The 17,960-nt window shown below is 74.8% G+C and carries 15 protein-coding genes and 1 riboswitch; of the genes, 2 read left to right on the top strand and 13 right to left on the bottom strand.

Features of this window, described 5'->3' with window-relative positions:
• The 3 genes from ribD to rpe form a co-directional block, all read right to left on the bottom strand.
• Entirely contained in the window at positions 1-1,062 is a 1,062-nt protein-coding gene (gene ribD, locus ACIA6B_RS05230; protein ID WP_396771144.1) for a bifunctional diaminohydroxyphosphoribosylaminopyrimidine deaminase/5-amino-6-(5-phosphoribosylamino)uracil reductase RibD, read from the bottom strand.
• Positions 1,063-1,233: 171 nt separating this feature from the next.
• Positions 1,234-1,407, bottom strand: a riboswitch (FMN riboswitch).
• Between the two features lie 80 nt (positions 1,408-1,487).
• Positions 1,488-2,444, bottom strand: a complete 957-nt coding sequence (locus ACIA6B_RS05225) for a response regulator (RefSeq protein WP_396771142.1) — start codon at positions 2,442-2,444, stop codon at positions 1,488-1,490.
• A 1-nt stretch (position 2,445) separates the two neighbouring features.
• Positions 2,446-3,126 carry a ribulose-phosphate 3-epimerase gene (gene rpe, locus ACIA6B_RS05220; RefSeq protein WP_107160083.1) on the bottom strand — a complete coding sequence of 227 codons (681 nt, stop codon included), beginning with the start codon at positions 3,124-3,126 and terminating at the stop codon, positions 2,446-2,448.
• 261 nt (positions 3,127-3,387) lie between these two features.
• On the opposite strand from rpe, the gene ACIA6B_RS05215 reads away from it, so the two are divergent.
• Together ACIA6B_RS05215 and ACIA6B_RS05210 are read left to right on the top strand one after the other, a co-directional pair.
• Positions 3,388-4,275 carry a septum formation family protein gene (locus tag ACIA6B_RS05215; protein ID WP_396771140.1) on the top strand — a complete coding sequence of 296 codons (888 nt, stop codon included), beginning with the start codon at positions 3,388-3,390 and terminating at the stop codon, positions 4,273-4,275.
• 121 nt (positions 4,276-4,396) lie between these two features.
• Entirely contained in the window at positions 4,397-5,287 is an 891-nt protein-coding gene (locus ACIA6B_RS05210) for a septum formation family protein (protein WP_396771138.1), read from the top strand.
• A 42-nt stretch (positions 5,288-5,329) separates the two neighbouring features.
• Here the strand turns inward: ACIA6B_RS05210 and ACIA6B_RS05205 are convergent, their stop codons facing one another.
• From ACIA6B_RS05205 to rpoZ, 10 genes are all read right to left on the bottom strand, one after another.
• Complete coding sequence (locus ACIA6B_RS05205) at positions 5,330-7,081, bottom strand: M28 family peptidase (protein ID WP_396771136.1); 1,752 nt, start codon at positions 7,079-7,081, stop codon at positions 5,330-5,332.
• A gap of 278 nt (positions 7,082-7,359) precedes the next feature.
• Entirely contained in the window at positions 7,360-8,865 is a 1,506-nt protein-coding gene (locus ACIA6B_RS05200) for an RsmB/NOP family class I SAM-dependent RNA methyltransferase (protein ID WP_396771134.1), read from the bottom strand.
• 120 nt (positions 8,866-8,985) lie between these two features.
• Positions 8,986-9,912 carry a methionyl-tRNA formyltransferase gene (gene fmt, locus ACIA6B_RS05195; RefSeq protein WP_396771231.1) on the bottom strand — a complete coding sequence of 309 codons (927 nt, stop codon included), beginning with the start codon at positions 9,910-9,912 and terminating at the stop codon, positions 8,986-8,988.
• A gap of 5 nt (positions 9,913-9,917) precedes the next feature.
• Complete coding sequence (gene def, locus ACIA6B_RS05190; protein ID WP_107160071.1) at positions 9,918-10,478, bottom strand: peptide deformylase; 561 nt, start codon at positions 10,476-10,478, stop codon at positions 9,918-9,920.
• Positions 10,479-10,520: 42 nt separating this feature from the next.
• On the bottom strand, positions 10,521-11,813 hold the full coding sequence (locus ACIA6B_RS05185) for a cytochrome P450 (RefSeq protein ID WP_396771131.1): 1,293 nt from the start codon (positions 11,811-11,813) through the stop codon (positions 10,521-10,523).
• A 50-nt stretch (positions 11,814-11,863) separates the two neighbouring features.
• Positions 11,864-12,847: an AAA family ATPase gene (locus ACIA6B_RS05180; protein WP_396771129.1), complete on the bottom strand. Its 984-nt coding sequence runs from the start codon at positions 12,845-12,847 to the stop codon at positions 11,864-11,866.
• Between the two features lie 230 nt (positions 12,848-13,077).
• Positions 13,078-15,102 carry a primosomal protein N' gene (locus ACIA6B_RS05175; RefSeq protein WP_396771127.1) on the bottom strand — a complete coding sequence of 675 codons (2,025 nt, stop codon included), beginning with the start codon at positions 15,100-15,102 and terminating at the stop codon, positions 13,078-13,080.
• Between the two features lie 59 nt (positions 15,103-15,161).
• Positions 15,162-16,367: a methionine adenosyltransferase gene (gene metK / locus ACIA6B_RS05170; protein WP_396771125.1), complete on the bottom strand. Its 1,206-nt coding sequence runs from the start codon at positions 16,365-16,367 to the stop codon at positions 15,162-15,164.
• A gap of 80 nt (positions 16,368-16,447) precedes the next feature.
• Positions 16,448-17,656: a bifunctional phosphopantothenoylcysteine decarboxylase/phosphopantothenate--cysteine ligase CoaBC gene (coaBC, locus tag ACIA6B_RS05165; RefSeq protein WP_396771123.1), complete on the bottom strand. Its 1,209-nt coding sequence runs from the start codon at positions 17,654-17,656 to the stop codon at positions 16,448-16,450.
• Between the two features lie 14 nt (positions 17,657-17,670).
• The gene (gene rpoZ, locus ACIA6B_RS05160; protein ID WP_025617742.1) at positions 17,671-17,937 is read right to left on the bottom strand and encodes a DNA-directed RNA polymerase subunit omega; all 267 of its coding nucleotides are present in this window, start codon (positions 17,935-17,937) and stop codon (positions 17,671-17,673) included.
• Positions 17,938-17,960: the final 23 nt, after the last annotated feature.

Genomic DNA, 17,960 nt, shown 5'->3' with positions numbered 1-17,960 from the left:
TCAGGCCTCCCTCTTCCGGGGCAGCGCGGTGATCCGCAGGTCGGGACCGACCTGCGTAACGTCGGTGATCTCCAGGTCGACGGCGTCGGCGATGGACGTCACGCCGGCGTGGCCCAGCGCGGTCGGACCGGCGCCGAGCAGCTTCGGCGCGACGTAGCCGACGATCTTGTCGATCAGGCCGGCGGCGAGGAACGCGCCGGCCAGCGTGGGACCGCCCTCCAGCAGCGCGGCCCGCACGCCGCGGTGGTGCAGCTCGGCCAGGAGCGCCGGAAGGTCGACCCGGCCGTCCGGGCCGGCCCCGACCTCCGCGGCGGTGGCCACCCAGGTCCGGGCCGCGCCGTCGCGGACCCGGGCGTCGACCGGGGTACGCCCCGAGCTGTCCACCACCACCCGCAGCGGCTGCCGGATGGCGAGCGTGCCGTCGCGCAGGTTGCGGGCGGTGAGCCGGGGGTCGTCGGTGAGCACGGTGCCCACCCCGGCGAGCACCGCGTCGACGGTGCCGCGCAGCGCGTGCACGTCGGTGCGGGCCGCCTCCGAGGTGATCCACATGCTGGTGCCGTCGGCGGCGGCGGAGCGCCCGTCGAGCGTGGCCGCGTACTTCCAGATCAGGTACGGCCAGCCGCGGCGCATCGAGGTGAGCCACGCGACGTTGCCGGCCTCGGCCTCCTCGGCGCGTACCCCGAACGCGACCTGGACCCCGGCGGCGCGCAGCGTGGCCGCGCCGCCGGAGGCCACCGGGTTCGGGTCGGGCACGGCGATCACCACGCGGGTGACGCCGGCGGCGATGAGCGCGTGGCTACAGGGGCCGGTGCGGCCGGTGTGGTCGCACGGTTCCAGGGTGACCACCGCGGTGCCGCCGCGGGCCCGGGTGCCGGCCTGCGCCAGCGCGACGATCTCGGCGTGCGGCCCGCCGGCGTACGCGTGGAAGCCCTCGCCGACGACCTCGCCGTCGGGATCGAGCAGCACGCAGCCGACGACCGGGTTGGGGCTGGTGGCGCCGAGGCCGCGGGCGGCCAGCGCGACGGCGCGACGCATCGCCTCGTCGACGGAGACGCTCGCCATGGCCCGCCCTGCCCTTCCGCTCGCCGGTCACGCGCGGGCGGGGTGGGGAGCGACGGCACGAGGGCCGCGGACACGCGGCGGCGGAGAACCCGGGGACGGCGTCAGCCGACCCCGGGGAGCCCACGGGCGCGGCTGAGGGTGCTCAGCGGCCGGCAGGGCCTCCCCCGTTCCGCGCGCTGTCTCCCATCCGGACTTTCTGGGGAGCGGACGAGCCGCACCCCAACCGTCGGCCCCGGATTCTCACCAGGTCCACCGTTCGGCCGAAGCCGTCCGGGTCGCGGGCTTACCACGGTCGGACCGTGGATCACCGCCGGTTCGGAATTTCACCGAGCCCCGCCAGCGCGTGGTGGGTACTCCGGAAGTCTTACACGTTCCGCGGCGGCGCGCGCCACCCGCGCGAGCTACCTCACAGCAGGACCGCACGATCACGTAACGCCGCGGCGGCGGTCGACCGCGACGTACGACCCGGGTTGGCTCTTGGCCACCGTCTTCATCTCCGAGGCCACGGCGATGGCCTCCAGCGGGTCGGTGAACCGCTTGCCGCTGTCGGACAGCGACACGCCGATGGAGAGCGTGACCAGCGCGGCCCGGCGGATGTTGCCCCGCCGGTCCTTCAGCTCGACGAAGCCGCGTTCCCGGTCGGTCGGGTCGTAGAGCGTGTCGGCGGCGTTCTCGAAGTCGACCACCGCCCGGCTGGTCAGCGGCCGGACCTGGGTCGGGGCGCAGACGATGACGAAGTCGTCGCCGCCGACGTGGCCGAGGAAGGCCGGCGGCAGCCCGATCGACACCACGGCGCGGTGCAGGCTGCGGGCCAGCGCGGAGATGAACTCGTCGCCGCGGACGAAGCCGTACCGGTCGTTGACGCTCTTGAACCGGTCGATGTCGACGTAGCCGACGGCGTAGTCCACGCCGCTGCGCACCCGGTCGCTGATCTCCCGCCGGATGCGGCTGTTGCCGGGCAGGCCGGTCAGCGGGGAGACCTCCCGGAACTCCTTGTTGCGACGCAGCGTGGAGCTGACCCGGGCGACCAGCTCGGCGGTGTCGAACGGCTTGACCAGGTAGTCGTCCGCGCCGGCGCTGAGGCCGTTGACCTTGTCGGAGGTCATGCCCTTGGCGGTCAGCATGATCACCGGCAGGGCCGAGGTCATCGGGTCGGCGCGCAGCCGGCGGGTCAGTTCCAGCCCGTCCACGCGGGGCATCATGAGGTCGACCACGGCCAGGTCCGGCCGCTGCCGCTCGATCACCTCCAGCGCCTCCTGGCCGTCGGCGGCGTGCAGCACCTCGAAGCCGTGCAGGCGCAGGTTGAACTCGACGAAGCGGGCGATGTCCTCGTCGTCGTCGACGACCAGGATGACGTCGGGTCGGTCGCCGGCCGCGTCCATCTCAGGCCCCGGTCATCGCACGTTCCGCCAGGCCCCGCAGGCGGCGTACCGCCTCGGCCGGGTCGTCGGCGCCGTAGACCGCGGTGCCGGCGACGAACGCGTCGGCGCCGGCGGCGGCGGCCTGCTCGATGGTGTCCGCGGCGATGCCGCCGTCGACCTCGATGCGCAGCTCCAGGTGGCCGCTGTCGACGTGGCGGCGGGCGGCGCGGACCTTGTCCAGCAGCGCCGGCAGGAACCGCTGGCCGCCGAAGCCGGCCTTGATCGTCATGATCAGCAGCGTGTCGAAGCTGGGCAGCAGGTCCAGGTACGGCTCGATCGGGGTGTCCCGGTCGATCGCCAGCCCCGCCTTGGCCCCGGCCGAGCGCAAATCCTTCGCCAACGCCACCGGGTCGTCGCACGCCTCGGCGTGGAACGTGACGTTGTACGCGCCGGCGTCGGCGTACCCGGGGGCCCAGCGGCGCGGGTCCTCGATCATGAGGTGCACGTCGAACGGGATCTCGGTGACGGCGCGCAGGCTCTGCACCACCGGCAGGCCGATGGTCAGGTTGGGCACGAAGTGGTTGTCCATGACGTCCACGTGCAGCCAGTCGGCGGCGGACTCCACGGCGCGGACCTCGTCGGCGAGGCGGGCGAAATCGGCGGCCAGGATGCTGGGCGCGACGACGGGCGGCGGTACGGTCACGGGGCCAGTGTACGAACGCGGTCATCCCCCGGCTGCGGCGCGGCACCACGAAGGACCTACTGTGACCATCCCGTCACCTTCGGTGCAGAATTCCGCCGTCCGGGGTGGAAATCGACACGAATAGTCGCCGGCGACTGGCCGATCGATTGAAAGATGACGAAACTCCTACAGGGACGGTCACATATGCTGCACGCCCGGGCGCGGGGGACGCCGCGCGGGCCGCGGCGACCGGTTGCCATCTCTCCGGCGAAGGAGCGGACGATGCGACGGTGGCTCCACGCGCTCACGCTGGCCGGCGCCGTGACGGCGGTGCTCGCCGGCTGCGCCCCGACGCACCGGGCCGACGGGGACCTCGTCGACGACTGGGCGGCGCTGCCGGCGCCCCGACTGTTCGTCCCCGCCACCGACGCGTGCCTGCCGCGGCTCACCGCGGTGGTGCAGGCGGCCACGTACGAGACGGTGGACTGCGCCGGCAGCCACCTGGCCGAGGCGGTGCACGTCGGCTCGTTCACCGGCTCGGCCGCCGAGGGCGCCCGGCCCGAGCCGGGCTCCCCGGAGCTGCGCGGCGCCCGCGCCGAGTGCGACCAGCGGGCCCGGGAGATGATCGGCGGGGACTGGCACGCCGCCCGGCTCACCCTGAACATCGCGCTGCCGCCGGCGACCGCCTGGATGGCCGGCGCGCGCTGGTTCCGCTGCGACCTGGCCGAGACCGACAGCATCGACAACACCCGGCCGGTCAACCGGGTGGGCAGCCTGCGCGGCGCGCTGGTCGGCGACAACCCGCTGGTGCACCGCTGCTTCGACCCGAAGCTGATCGGCGCGAACCTCAACTACATGGCCCCGGTGCTCTGCACCGAGCCGCACCGGGCCGAGTTCGTCGGCGTCTACTCCGAACGCGACATGAGCTGGGCCGAGTTCGCCCGGCGCGCGCCGGCCGCGCACCGGCGCTGCATGACGCTGATCGCCGCGTTCGCCAACGTGCCGGACAATGCCGAGCTGCCGTACCGGGCCGGGTCCATCTTCTACCCGCCGTCGCAGCGGGAGTGGGAGGAGGGTGACCGGGGGGTGCGCTGTTTCCTGTGGAGCGACGACCGCAAACTGACCCGTTCCATGCGGGGCGCCGGCCCGGAGGGACTGCCGGTCATCTGACCGCCGTCGCGCCGGGAGCCGGCCGCCTCGTGCGACCGGCCGCCGGCCCGGTTGCCGTATGCTGCGTCGCCGAGGCGTACCGGTCGGCCGGGCGGCTCCGGACGGCGGGAGGTCGGTCGCGATGCGGCGATGGTGGGCGGCGGTCGCCGCGGGCGCGGTGGCGGTGCTGGCGGTCGGCGGGTGCAGCGCGCCGGCCGGGGTGGACCGCGACCTCACCGACGAGTGGCCGGCCCTGGCCGCCCCGGTCGGCTTCGTGCCGGCGGCCGACGTCTGCCACCCGACCGTCGCCGACGTCGGCTACCTCAGCGGCTACCAGCCGGTCGACTGCGCCGCCTCGCACCGCGCCGAGACGCTGCACGTCGGCACGCTGGGCGGCCCGGACGCCGGTCGCTCCGCGCCGCCGCGCGCCGGCTCGGCCGGCGTCCGCTCCGCGCACGCCGAGTGCGCCCGGCAGGTCACCCGGGCCGTCGGCGCGGACTGGCGGTCCGGGCGGTTGCAGCTCTCCGTGGTCTTCCCGTCCGCGCTGGCCTGGTCCGGCGGCGCCCGCTGGTACCGCTGCGACGTCGCCGAGGTGACCGACCTGGACGAGGGCAACGTGGCCGCCCGCACCGGCAGCCTGCGCGGCGCGCTCAGGCCCGGCTCACCGCTGGCGCTGGGCTGCTTCAACCCGAAGCTGAGCAAGGACGAGGTGCAGGCCATGCGGCCGGTGGCCTGCACCGCGAAGCACCACGCCGAGTTCGTCGGGATCTACCAGGCGCCCGACATCAGCTACGCCGAGTTCCAGCGCACCTCGCTGCGGGCGCACAAGGCGTGCCGAGGGCTGATCGCGAAGTACGCCAAGGTGCCGAACGACGGGAAGATGCAGTACCGGGCCGGCACCATCGTCTACCACCCGTACGAGCAGCAGTGGCGCGACGGCGACCGGGGCGTGCAGTGCTTCCTCTGGGTCTCCGACCGGACGCTGACCCGCTCGGTGCGGGGCGCCGGCGGTTCGGCGCTGCCGGTCACCTGAGCCGCGGGCGGGGCGGGCGTCGGCCCACCCCGCCCCACGCGCTCAGCCGACCTGGAGCGTCACGTCGTCGACGACGAAGCTGGTCTGGAGCGACGCGTCCTCGACGCCGGTCCACTTGAGCGTCACCGTCTGGCCGGCGTACGCGGCGAGGTTGAAGCTGCGCTGGGTGTAGCCGGTGGCCTTGTTCAGGTTCGAGTAGGTCGCCAGCGTGGTGGAGCCGACCTGCACGGTCAGCTTGTCGTACGCGGTCGAGGTGGTGGTCTCGGCCGAGTCGATGTGCAGCCAGAACGCCAGCGTGTAGCTGGTGCAACCGGCCGGCAGCGTCACCGACTGGGAGAGCGTGTCGGTGTGCGAGGAGCCGTACCCGTTCAGCCACGCCTTGTACGACCCGGTCCGGGCCGCCTGGCCGGAGTCGTTGGTGATCACGCCGGAGCTGGTCGTCCACGGCGAGGTGCCGGACTCGAAGCTGCTGTTGCCGATGAGCTGCCCGGCGGTGCAGCCGCCGCTGCCGCCGGTCACCGTGATCGTGTAGGTGGCGGTACGGGTGGCCGAGCCGGTGCCGGTGACGGTGAGCGTGAACGTGCCGGTGGTCGCCGTGGACGAGGCGCTGACCGTCATGGTGGCGGAGCCGCCGGAGGTGACCGACGACGGGCTGAAGCCGACCGTGACGCCGCTCGGGGCGCCGCTGGCCGACAACGTCACCGTCTGGGCGCTGCCGCTGGTGGTGGCGGTGCTGACGGTGGCGGTGGTGGAGCCGCCCCGGGCGACGCTGCCGGAGGTGGGGCTGACCGCGACGGAGAAGTCGTTGGCCGGGGTGCCGCCGCCGACCGCGAGCGCCCAGATCGCGTACGCCACGCCGTCCGCGCTGCGGTTGAGCACCGTCGTGTTGATGTTGCTGGTGGTGTCGCAGGAGCGGTGGTAGCAGCCGTCGTACGCCGCGCCGGAGGTGCCGCCCCACTTGGCGGCCTGGGCGGCGGTCTTGGTGTAGCTGGCGCCGGCCGCGTACCCGGAGGTCTGGATGCCGGCGTTGGCGAACGAGTAGTCGTCCGAGCGGCCCTGTCCCTCGGTGTTCTCCTCCGGCTGGATGCCGAACGAGTCCCAGTACGCCTTCAGCGGCGCCGCGGTGGCCGAGGTGATCCGGTTGATGAAGTAGCCGCCGTTGGGCGAGCCGACCATGTCGAAGTTGTAGTAGCCCTTGATGTAGCCCCGCTGGGTGCTGCTGAGCTGGTTGACGTAGTGCTTCGAGCCCTGGAGGCCCTGCTCCTCGCCGTTCCACCAGGCGAACCGGACCCGCTTGGTCATGGTCGGGTTCTGCGCGGCCAGCACCAGCGCGTTCTCCAGCAGCGTGGCCGAGCCGGAGCCGTTGTCGTTGATGCCGGGGCCGGCGGAGACGCTGTCCAGGTGCGCGCCGAACATGACGACCTGGTCGGCCGGGCCCTGCGGCCACTCGGCGATCAGGTTGCTGCCCGGGTACGTGCAGGTGGTGCAGTTCTGCTCGGTGACCGTGTAACCGGCGGCCTGGAGCTTGCCCTTGACGTAGCTGACCGAGGCGGCGTAGCCGGCCGAGCCGGCCCGACGGTTGCCGCCGTTGCTGCTGGCGATGGAGTTGAGCTGGGTGAGGTGGGCCTGGACGTTGGTCAGCGAGACGTCCGGTGCGGCGAGCGCGGCGACGGCCGGGGCGGGGGCGGCCGGGGCGGGCGCGGCGGAAGCGGAGGCGGTGCCGGCCAGGCTCGCCGTCGTCAGGGTGGCGACGAGGGCGAGCGCGAGGCTCGTGGTCGGCGTACTGCGTCTCATGGAGACTCCTCGTGGGGGTCGTGCGGGCGGGGGTGACGGCCGAGGACCGGTGATCGGAACAGTTACATGCATCGATCACTTAGTCAACGGCCCGTCACATCCCACCACCCCCCTCCCCCACCCGAGATGCACCCGACGGGCCTCCCCGCCTCCCCCCACCGCCACTCCCACCGCCTCTCCCCGCTGATTCACGGAAAGAGTGGGCATGCCGCGCGGAATGCCACCACTTTCCGTGAATCAGCGCCGGGAAACGGGTGGGGGTGGAGGGTGGGCGCGGGTCAGCCGCGGCGGAGCACCGCCAGGAACATGGCGTCGGTGCCGTGCCGGTGCGGCCAGAGCTGCACCGTCGGGCCGTCACCCAGGCCGGGCATGCCGGCCGGCAGCAGCGGGCGGGCGTCCACGAAGTCGACCGGGAAACCGCACCGCCGGGACGCCTCGGTCACCGTCACGTGCGTCTCCACCACGTGCGGCGAACAGGTCACGTACGCCACCACGCCACCCGGACGAACCGCGCGCAGCGCGGCGGTGAGCAGCTCGCGCTGCAACCGGGTCAACGGCGGCAGGTCCGCCGGCTGCCGGCGCCAGCGGGACTCCGGCCGGCGACGCAACGCCCCCAGGCCGGTGCACGGCGCGTCCACCAGCACCCGGTCGAAGTGCCCCTCCGGCAGCTTCGGGTCACCGCCGACGTCCCGCCCGTCGAGGTTCAGCACCGTGACCGGCAGACCCCGGGTCGCCTGCTCGACCAGCCGGGCCCGGTGCTCCGCCACCTCGACCGCGGTCAGCCGCGCCCCACGCTGCGCGGCCAACGCGCCGAGCAGGCCGGACTTGCCGCCCGGACCGGCGCACAGGTCCAGCCAACGGCCGTCCGGGCCGTCCACCGGCGCGTTCGCCAGGGCGTCCGCCACCAGTTGGGAGCCCTCGTCCTGCACGTGGGCCCGCCCGTCGGCCACCGCCGCCAGGTCACCCGGCGCGCCGCCGGGCAGGTAGACCGCGTACGGCGAGAACGCGCCGGGCGCGCCGCCGACCTCGTCGGCCAGCGTCACCGCATCGGCCCGCCCCGGCCGGGCGCACAGGTGCACCGGCGGGCGCTCGTTGTCCTCGATCAGCAGACGGGTGGTCTCACCCAGGTCACCGCCGAGCGCCTCGGCGAACGACCGCACGATCCACTGCGGATGGCTGTACGCCAGCGCGAGATGACCGATCGGATCGACGCCCTCGGCCGGGGCGAGCTTCGCCACCCAGGCGTCGGCGTCCCGGCCGGCGATCTCCCGCAGCACCGCGTTGGCGAACCCGGTCGCGCCCGGCCCCACCATGCGGACCAGGTCCACCGTGGACGACACCGCGGCGTGCGCCGGCACCCGGGTGTGCAGCAACTGGTACGCCCCGAGCCGCAGCGCGTCGCGCACCGGCGGGTCGATCCGCTGCACGTCCCGGCCGGCCGCGTCGGTGACGATCGCGTCCAACGTGCCGGTGTGCCGCAGCGTGCCGTAGGTCAGCTCGGTGGCGAACGCGGCGTCCCGCCCGCTCAGCCCCGCCTCGCGCAGCATCGCCGGGAGCACCAGGTTGGCGTACGCGTCGTCGCGGTGCACCGCCGCCAGCGCCTCGTACGCGACGTGCCGGGGCAGATCCACGGTCGGCCGGGCCGGACGCTGCCCGCCCCGCCGGTCCGCGCCGCCCCGGTACGGCCGGTCACCGCCGCGACCCGCGCCACGCGGCCGGTCGCCGGCGCCGCGGTCGAACCCCCGCGGGCGCTCACCCTCGACGGGCCGCTCCGGCCCCGTCACGCGGCACCACCCTTCGTTCGCGACTGCGGGGCTCGCAACACCGGCTCACTCCTCGCGCTCACGCGGAGCCACCCTTCGTTCGCGACTGCGGGGCTCGCAACACCGGCTCACTCCTCGCGCTCACGCGAAAACCTCGCCCGTGGCGACCCGGGCGCCGCGCGCCCAGTCGCCGGCCGACATGGCCTTCTTGCCGGCCGCGCGCACCTCGCCGAGCCGCACCGGCCCGGTCGCGGTGCCCACCAGCACCTGGGACTTCTCCACCAGCAGCTCGCCCGGCTTCAGCTCGGGGCCGTTCGCCAGCGGGGTGACCGGGCCGAGCTTCACCCGGTCGTCGCGGAACGTGGTCCAGGGGCCGGGCGCCGGCGTGCAGGCCCGCACCCGCCGGTCCACCGCGAACGCCGGGTCGGTCCAGCGGACCCGGGCGTCGTCCACGGTCAGCTTCGGCGCCAGCGACACCCCGTCGGCCGGCTGCGGCTCGGCCCGGGCGGTGCCGGCGCCGATCGCGTCCAGCACCGCGACCAGCAGCCCCGCGCCGGACCCCGCCAGCCGCTCCAGCAGGTCGCCGGACGTGTCGACGGGCCGGATCTCGTCGGTGACCGTGCCGAAGACCGGCCCGGTGTCCAGCCCCGCCTCCAGTTGGAACACGCTGGCCCCGGTCAGCTCGTCGCCGTGCAGCACGGCGTGCTGCACCGGAGCCGCGCCCCGCCAGGCGGGCAGCAGCGAGAAGTGCAGGTTGATCCAGCCGTGCCGGGGGATCTCCAGTGCCACCGGCGGCACCAGCGCGCCGTAGGCGACCACGGGCACGCAGTCCGGCGCGAGCGCGCGCAGCCGGTCGAGGAACTCCGGCTCGCGCGGCCGGGCCGGGGTGAGCACCTCCACGCCGTGCGCGTCGGCCCACGCGCCGACCGGCGAGCGGTGCAGCCCCCGACCCCGGCCGGCCGGGGCGTCGGGGCGGGTGACCACGGCGACCAGCTCGTGGCCGGAGGCGGCGATCGCGTCCAGGGCCGGCACGGCGACCGCCGGCGTGCCGGCGAAGACCAGGCGCATCCCGGTCACCGTCCCAGGCCGAACGGGTTGCTGACGGGGTGCGGGCTGAGCTTGACCGTGGGCGGGGCGCCCTGGTCGTACCAGTCGGCCTGACGGATCGCCTTCATGGCCTCCTTGCGACCGGCCGCATCGAGCCGATCGACGAAGAGCACCCCGTCGAGGTGGTCGGTCTCGTGCTGCACGCAGCGGGCCATCAGGCCGGTGCCGACGATCTGCATCGGGTCGCCGTGGGCGCTGAAGCCCTTGGCGATCACGTTCTGCCGACGCTTCGTGTCGAAGTAGAGCCCGGGGATGGAGAGGCAGCCCTCCGGGCCGTCCTGCTCCTCCTCGTCGGGGAACTCCAGCACCGGATTGACCAGGTGGCCGAGCATGTCGTCGACGTCGAAGGTGAACACCCGCAGGCTCACTCCGAGCTGCGGCGCGGCCAGGCCGGCGCCGTTCTGCTCGCGCATCGTGTCGGTCAGGTCGGCGACCAGCTTGCGCAGCTCGGCGTCGAAGTCGACCACCGGGTCGGCCGGCGTGCGCAGCACCGGATCGCCGAACAGACGGATGGGCTGAACGGTCACGCGGCGGGGCTCCTTGTCTGGGACGGGTGGTGCGCCCCCAGTCTACGGAGTCGGCCCGGCCGCTCCCGGCGGCGGACCGGCAACGGTGACCGGGGCCGCCTCCCGCCCCGGCGCGACCGGCAGCGTGGCGAAGCCGCGCAGGGTGAGCCGGACCCGCCGTTCGGGCCGGCCGGCCAACGCCAGCTCGGGCAGCCGGCGCAGCAGCAGCGGGAACGCCACCTGCGCCTCCAGTCGGGCCAGCGCCGCGCCGAGGCAGTAGTGCGGGCCGGCGCCGAAGGACAGCGGATGGACCTGCGGGCGCCAGGGGTCGAAGCGGGCCGGCTCGGGGAACCGGCCGGGGTCCCGGTTCGCCGCGCCGAGCATCACGATGATCCAGCTCTCCGGCGGCAGGTCGACGCCGCCGTGCCGGGACGGCGCGGTGCTCATCCGGGAGGTGAGCTGCACCGGCGAGTCGTAGCGCAGCAGCTCGTCGACGAAACCGGGGGCGAACTCCGGGTGCTCGCGCAGCGCCGCCGCCGCGGCCGGGTGGCCCAGCAGCGCCACCAGGCCGTTGCCGAGCAGGTTGGTGGTGGTCTCGAAGCCGGCCACCAGCAGCACGATCAGGTTGGCCAGCAGCTCGTCGCCCGACAGTCGCTCGCCGTCGGCGTCGTGCGCCTGCACCAGCGCCGTGGTCAGGTCGTCGGCGGGGACCCGGCGGCGGGCCGCGACCAGGTCGGAGAAGTAGGCACGCAGCTCCGCCGCGCCCCGGTCGGCCACGGCCAGCTCGTCCGGGGTGATCTCCGGCTCCAGCACGCCGGTCAGGTCGGTGGCCCAGCGCCGGAACAGCGGCCGGTCCGCCGCCGGCACGCCGAGCAGCGCGCAGATCACCCCCACCGGCAGCGGGTACGCGAACGCGGCCATGAAGTCGACGGGCGTCCCGCCCCGGCCGGCGGCCAGCATGGCGTCAACCAGCGCGTCGGCCTGCGCCTCGACCACTCCGCGCATGGCGGCGATCCGCCGCGGGGTGAACGCGCCGGCGGCCAGCCGCCGCATCCGGCTGTGGTCGGGCGGGTTGGTGCGCAGCATCGACCGGGAGATCGACAGCACCGCCGGGCTCTCCCGCCAACCGGGCATGAACTGGTCCCGCAGGGCGTCGTCCATCACCCCGAACCGGGCGTCCCGCAGGATCGCGTCGGCCTCCGCGTACCCGGTCACCACGTAGAAGACCGGGCCGGCCTGGACGACCGGGCCGTGCGCCCGCAGCCGTTCGTACGTCGGATAGGGATCGACCCGGCCCGCGGGGGACATCAGCAGCGCGAGGGCGTCGGCAGGATCCACGGGCGGCCTCCCAGGCATCGAAGGACCCCATCATCCCCCGGTTCGCCCGGTTCGGGCGACCCCGCCTCTCAGACGCCGGCGCCCGGCTCCCCGGCCAGCACCGGGCCGCCGCCCAGCAGCGCGTGCTCGGGCAGCGGCAGCGCGATGCCGTGCGCGTCCTCCCAGTCGTGGATCAGGGCCGGCCGGGCCTGGGCGGCGAAGAAGTCGACGGCGCTCAGCCCGCCGACCACCGGCTCGTCGACCTCGGCGACCAGCCGGGCCGGGACCATCGGGAGGCCGCCACGCACCGCGGCGCTGAGCCGCCGGTGCCCGTCGACCACGAAGAAGTACTCACCGGTGTAGCCGATGCTCAGTGGCTCCACCGCCTCGTCGCCGGCCCGGCCCGCCTCGCCGGCCGGCTCCGCGTCCCAGAGACCGCGCAGCGTGGCGACGTCCTCGGTCGGGTAGACCCGGGTCGGGTCGAGCAGCAGCAGCGGCTGGCCGGCGCGCAGCACGTCGGCGCCGAGCCGGCCCTCGTACACGTCGACGACGTGCGCGATCACCTGCTCCGGGGTGGCCCGGGTGGTGTCGCAGACCAGGTCGTAGTTGCGCAGCCGGGCCTTGTCGACGCCGTACCGGACGATGAAGCGGTTGCGCTCGCTCTCGCTGCGTTCCCGCAGCTTGGCCCGCGCCTCCTCCAGCGAGGTGTAGCTCTCCGCCGGGCCGGACGGGCGGGCCAGCACCCGCCGGGCCGCCTCGGTCGGCTCGGTGATCATGTGCACCTTGAGCGCATCGGTGAAGAAGTGCCAGGCCAGGCGGGAGTCCATGACCAGCGACTCGCCGGAGGCGGCGATATCCCGCTGGAGCTGGTCGACGTAGCCGTCGACCGCCTGGTCCAACTCGGCGTGCAGGTTGAGCTGGAGCGCGGTCATCTGCCGCTCCTGCGCCATCTGCCGGTAGAGGTCGCCGACGCTGACCCGGCGCAGCCCCAGCCGCTTGGCGATCTCGACGGAAACGGTGCTCTTGCCGCTGCCGAGATCACCGTTGAAGACGATCGACTGACGAACGGTCACGACTGGTCCACCCCTGCTCACCGGCTGACTGACGACATCGAATCCGTATGGCCCGACGTGCTCGGAGCAGCCGCCGCGCCGCGTACCGCGCGGAAAATACCGCGCGCCTGGGCATGACGGGCGATGCTATCACCGCCCGCTATCCAATTGCCGGACCAGGTGTGCGACAAACCCCAGGTCACGACCGTACGCGAGGGGCCGGGTGCGCTCCGTCACGCCCGGTGGCCCGCTCAGAACAGGCTCAGCGGGTCGACCTGGAGCCGGACCGGTTCGGCGGCCTTGCGGGCGCTGCGCTGCCCGGCCGCGGCGTGCAACGCGACGGCCAACGCGCCCGCCCGGGACCGCGGGACCCGGACCAGCATCCGCTCCCGGCCCTCCTCGGCCGGCACCGGGCCGAGCACCTCGGCGCCCTCCGGCAGCCGGGCGCCGGCCAGCAGGTCGGCCACCGCCTCGGCCACGCCGGTGACGCTGGCCATCCGCACCGCCGGCGGGAAGCCCAACTCCCGGCGCTCGGCCAGCTCGCGGGCGGCGAACCAGGCCGCGTCCCACCGCAGCAACGCCTGCACCGGCGCCAGCGCGCCGTCCGCGACCACCACCACCCGACCGCCCGCCGCGCCGGCCCGGGCCAGCGCGGCGCCGGCCAGCCAGCGCCGCAGCGCCTCCTCCCCGGCCCGCAGGTCGGCCCGGGTGAGCAGCGCCCACGAGTCGAGCAGCAGCACCGCGCCGTAGCCGCCCTCGGCGACCGGTTCGGCGCCCGGCGTGGCGATCACCAGGCCGGCGCCGCCGGGCACCGTGGCCAGCACCTCCTCCCGCCCGGAGGTGCGCACCGGCACGCCCGGGAACGCCCGGCCCAGCTCCTCGGCGGTCCGCCGGGCGCCGGTGACCGAGGCGCGCAGCCGCCGCCCACCGCACTCCGGGCAGGCGTACGCGGCGGCGACCCGGCCGCACCAGCGACAGGCGGGCGTGCCCTGCGCCGACGGCAGGGCGAGCGGGCCGGCGCAGTGCGGGCAACGGGCCGGGACCCGGCACTCGGCGCAGGCGACCGAGGGCAGGTAACCGCGTCGGGGCACCTGCACCAGCACCGGCAGGTCGGCGCGGAGCGCGTCCCGGGCGGTGGTCCAGGCCAGGCTGGGCAGCCGGGCGGAGGCGGCGCCCGGGTCCCGGGCCAACTGCGGGTCGTCGCCGGTGGGCGCCATCGCCGGCATCCGCGCCCGCACCGTGGCCCGGTCGGCGACCACCTCCCGCGCCCAGCCGGTCTCCACCAGCAACTGCGCCTCGGCGGTCCGCGCGTACCCGCCGACCAGCGCGCCCGCGTCGGTGAGGTGCGCCCGGGTGAGCAGCACCTCGCGGGCGTGCGGGTAGGGCGCCCGGGGCTCGGCGTGCAGGTCGTCGCCGTCGTCCCAGACCGCCACCAGGCCGAGCCGTGCCACCGGGGCGAACATGGCGGCACGGGTGCCGATCACCACCGGCGCCTCACCCCGGCGGGCGGCCAGGAACGCGCGGTAGCGACGCGCCGGCCCGTCGGCGGCGGTGAGGCGGACGTGCCGGCCCGGGCCCAGCACGGCGGTCAGGGCGGCGTCGAGCCGGTCCAGGTCCCGGCCGTCCGCGACCACCACCACGGCGCCCCGGCCGCCGGCCACGGTGGCGGCGACCGCGTCCGCGTACCGGTCGGCCCAGTCCTCCCCCGGCAGCGCCGACCAGACCGCGCGGGCCGGCCGGCCCTCGGCGAGCGCGCGCAGCAGCGCCGGTCCGGCCGGATAGTCCCGCCAGCCGCGCGGGTCGACCGAGAGGCCGGCGGCCCCGGCGGCGCCCTCGCCGACGGTCCCGACCGGCGGCCCGCTCACGGGCCCGGCGGTGACCGGCGGCCCGCTCACGGGCCCGGCGGCGGGCTCGGGCGCGGGGCCGGTCGCGGGCGCCGCGGCGACCTCGGCGGCGGTCGCCGTCTTCTCGGCGCGGGCGTGCCGGGGCGGCACGGCGAGCCGGAGCACGTCGGCCAGGCTGCCGGCGTAGCGGTCGGCGACCGCCCGCGCCAGCCGGGCCACCTCCGGGGAGAGCACCGGCACCGGGGAGACGACCTTCTCCAGGTACGCCAGCTTCGGGTGGTCGGACTCGGCGACGCGCTCCAGCAGCCAGCCGTCGACGAGCTGGCCGGCGAAGCGGACCTTCACCCGCACCCCGGGCCGGGCGTCGGCGTCCAGCGCCTCCGGGACCAGGTAGTCGAACGGGCGGTCGAGGTGCGGCAGCGGCACGTCCACGCAGACGCGAGCGACCGGCGACCCCGCAGCGGGTCGCCGGTCGCGGCGCGTGTCGGCGGTCAGGCTCCCGCGGCCGACTTGAGGTCGGCGGCCCGGTCGGTGCCCTCCCAGGTCAGCTCCGCCAGATCCCGGCCGAAGTGGCCGTACGCGGCGGTCTGCCGGTAGATCGGGCGCAGCAGGTTCAGGTCCCGGATGATGGCGGCCGGGCGCAGGTCGAACACCTCGGCGACGGCCTTCTCGATCGCGGCCACCGGCACCGTCTCGGTGCCGAAGGTCTCGACGAACAGGCTCACCGGGTGCGCCTTGCCGATCGCGTACGCGACCTGCGCCTCGCACCGCTCGGCCAGCCCGGCGGCGACCACGTTCTTGGCCACCCACCGCATCGCGTACGCGGCCGACCGGTCGACCTTCGACGGGTCCTTGCCGGAGAACGCGCCGCCACCGTGGCGGGCGTAGCCGCCGTAGGTGTCCACGATGATCTTCCGGCCGGTCAGCCCGGCGTCGCCCATCGGGCCACCGATCTCGAACCGCCCGGTCGGGTTCACCAGGAGGCGGTACCCCTCGGTCTCCAGTTCGAGGCCCTCCAGCTCCGGGGTGATCACGTGCTCGCGCACGTCCGGGGTGAGCAGCGACTCCAGCGAGATGTCCGCCGCGTGCTGGCTGGACACCACCACCGTGTTCAGGCGGACCGGCCGCAGCCCGTCGTACTCGATGGTCACCTGGGTCTTGCCGTCCGGCCGCAGGTAGGGGATCGTGCCGTCCTTGCGGACCTGCGCCAGCCGGCGGGCCAGCCGGTGCGCCAGCGCGATCGGCAGCGGCATCAGCTCGGGCGTCTCGGAGCAGGCGAAGCCGAACATCATGCCCTGGTCGCCCGCGCCCTGCGCGTCGAGCGCGCTCTCCGACCCGCCGGTACGCAGCTCGAACGCGTTGTCCACGCCCTGGGCGATGTCCGGCGACTGGGCGCCGATGGAGACGCTCACGCCGCAGGACGCGCCGTCGAAGCCCTTCTTCGACGAGTCGTAGCCGATGCCGAGGATGGTCTCCCGCACGATGGTCGGGATGTCGGCGTACGCCTTGGTGGTCACCTCGCCGGCGACGTGCACCTGGCCAGTGGTGATCAGCGTCTCCACCGCGACCCGGCTGTGCGGGTCCTGTGCGAGCAACGCGTCGAGGATGCCGTCGCTGATCTGGTCGGCGATCTTGTCCGGGTGGCCTTCCGTGACCGATTCGGACGTGAAGAGACGTGTCACGGCACTCCTAAGCATGTAAAAACGTTTGAAGGTCGCTCGCGACAGTTTAGTCGCCGGGTGTCCGGCGTCATTCGCAAACGTGCGGAGCCCAAGGGTCAGGACGGCCCGTCCAGGCGGGCGGCCACGAGGTCCCAGACGGCGTCGGCCAGGGCCTCCTTGGGCTGCTCGGGGAACCGGTGCACGGCCCCGTCGGCACCGATCACCACGGCGGCGTTGGTCTCCGCGCCGAACACCTTGTCGACGCCGACCTCATTGACCACGATCAGGTCGGCGCGCTTGCGGGCCAGCTTGGCCCGGCCGTTGGCCTCCGCGTCGTGGGTCTCCGCCGCGAACACCACGAGCACCTGGCCGGGTCGACGGTTCCGGCCCAGCTCGGCGGCGATGTCCGGATTGGTGACCAGCTCGATGGTCGGCGCGGGGCCACCCTCGGACTTCTTGATCTTGCCGGTGGCGTAGCTGGCCGGACGGAAGTCGGCCGGCGCGGCGGCCATCACCACGGCGTCCGCGCCGGCGGCGGCGGCCAGCGTCGCCGCGCGCAACTCCTCGGTGGTGCCGACCCGGACCAGGTCCGCCCCGGCCGGGTCGGCGAGCGCCACGTTGGCCGAGACCAGCGTCACCCGGGCGCCCCGGGCGACCGCGGCGCGGGCGAACGCGTACCCCTGCTTGCCGGAGGACCGGTTGCCCAGGAACCGGACCGGGTCGAGCGGCTCGCGGGTGCCGCCGGCGGTGACCACCACGTGCCGGCCGGCCAGGTCGGCCGGGGCGGCGACGCCGCGGGCCAGCGCCCGGCGGGCCACCGCGAAGATCTCCGCCGGGTCGGGCAGCCGGCCCTTGCCGGTGTCCCGGCCGGTGAGCCGGCCGACCGCCGGCTCGATCACCCGCACACCCCGGGACCGCAGCGTGGCCACGTTGGCCACGGTGGCCGGGTGCTCCCACATCTCGGTGTGCATGGCCGGCGCCAGCAGCACCGGGCACCGCGCGGTCAGCAGCGTGTTGGTGAGCAGGTCGTCGGCGAGGCCGTGGGCGGCCTTGGCGAGCAGGTCGGCGGTGGCGGGCGCGACCACGACCAGGTCGGCGCGCTGCCCGAGGCGCACGTGCGGCACCTCGTGCACGTCGGACCAGACGTCGTCGGCAACCGGCTGGCCGGAGAGCGCCGCCCAGGTCGGCGCCCCGACGAAGCGGAGCGCCGACGCGGTCGGCACGACCCGGGCCCGGTGACCCGACTCGGTGAAGAGCCGGAGCAGCTCACACGCCTTGTAGGCGGCGATGCCACCGCCGACCCCGAGGACGATCTCGGCGGGCATCGGCGCGGGCGGAGTTACGGCTGGTCGGTCGGCTCGGCGGTGAGCAGGCCCGAGTTGATCTCACGCATGGCGATGGAGAGCGGCTTCTCCTGCGGAGTGGTCTCCACCAGCGGGCCGACGTACTCCAGGAGGCCCTCACCGAGCTGGCTGTAGTAGGCGTTGACCTGACGCGCGCGCTTGGCGGCGAAGATGACCAGCGCGTACTTCGAGGTGGTCTTCTCGAGCAGCTCGTCGATCGGCGGGTTGGTGATGCCCTCGGGGTTGGTGGCGATGGATCCCACGAATTTGACCTCTGCGTCTCGCT

It is taken from the genome of Micromonospora sp. NPDC051141 (assembly GCF_044455765.1).
In the GTDB taxonomy this organism is placed as follows: Bacteria; Actinomycetota; Actinomycetes; order Mycobacteriales; family Micromonosporaceae; genus Micromonospora.
This window is presented reverse-complemented; position numbering and strand designations above follow the sequence as displayed.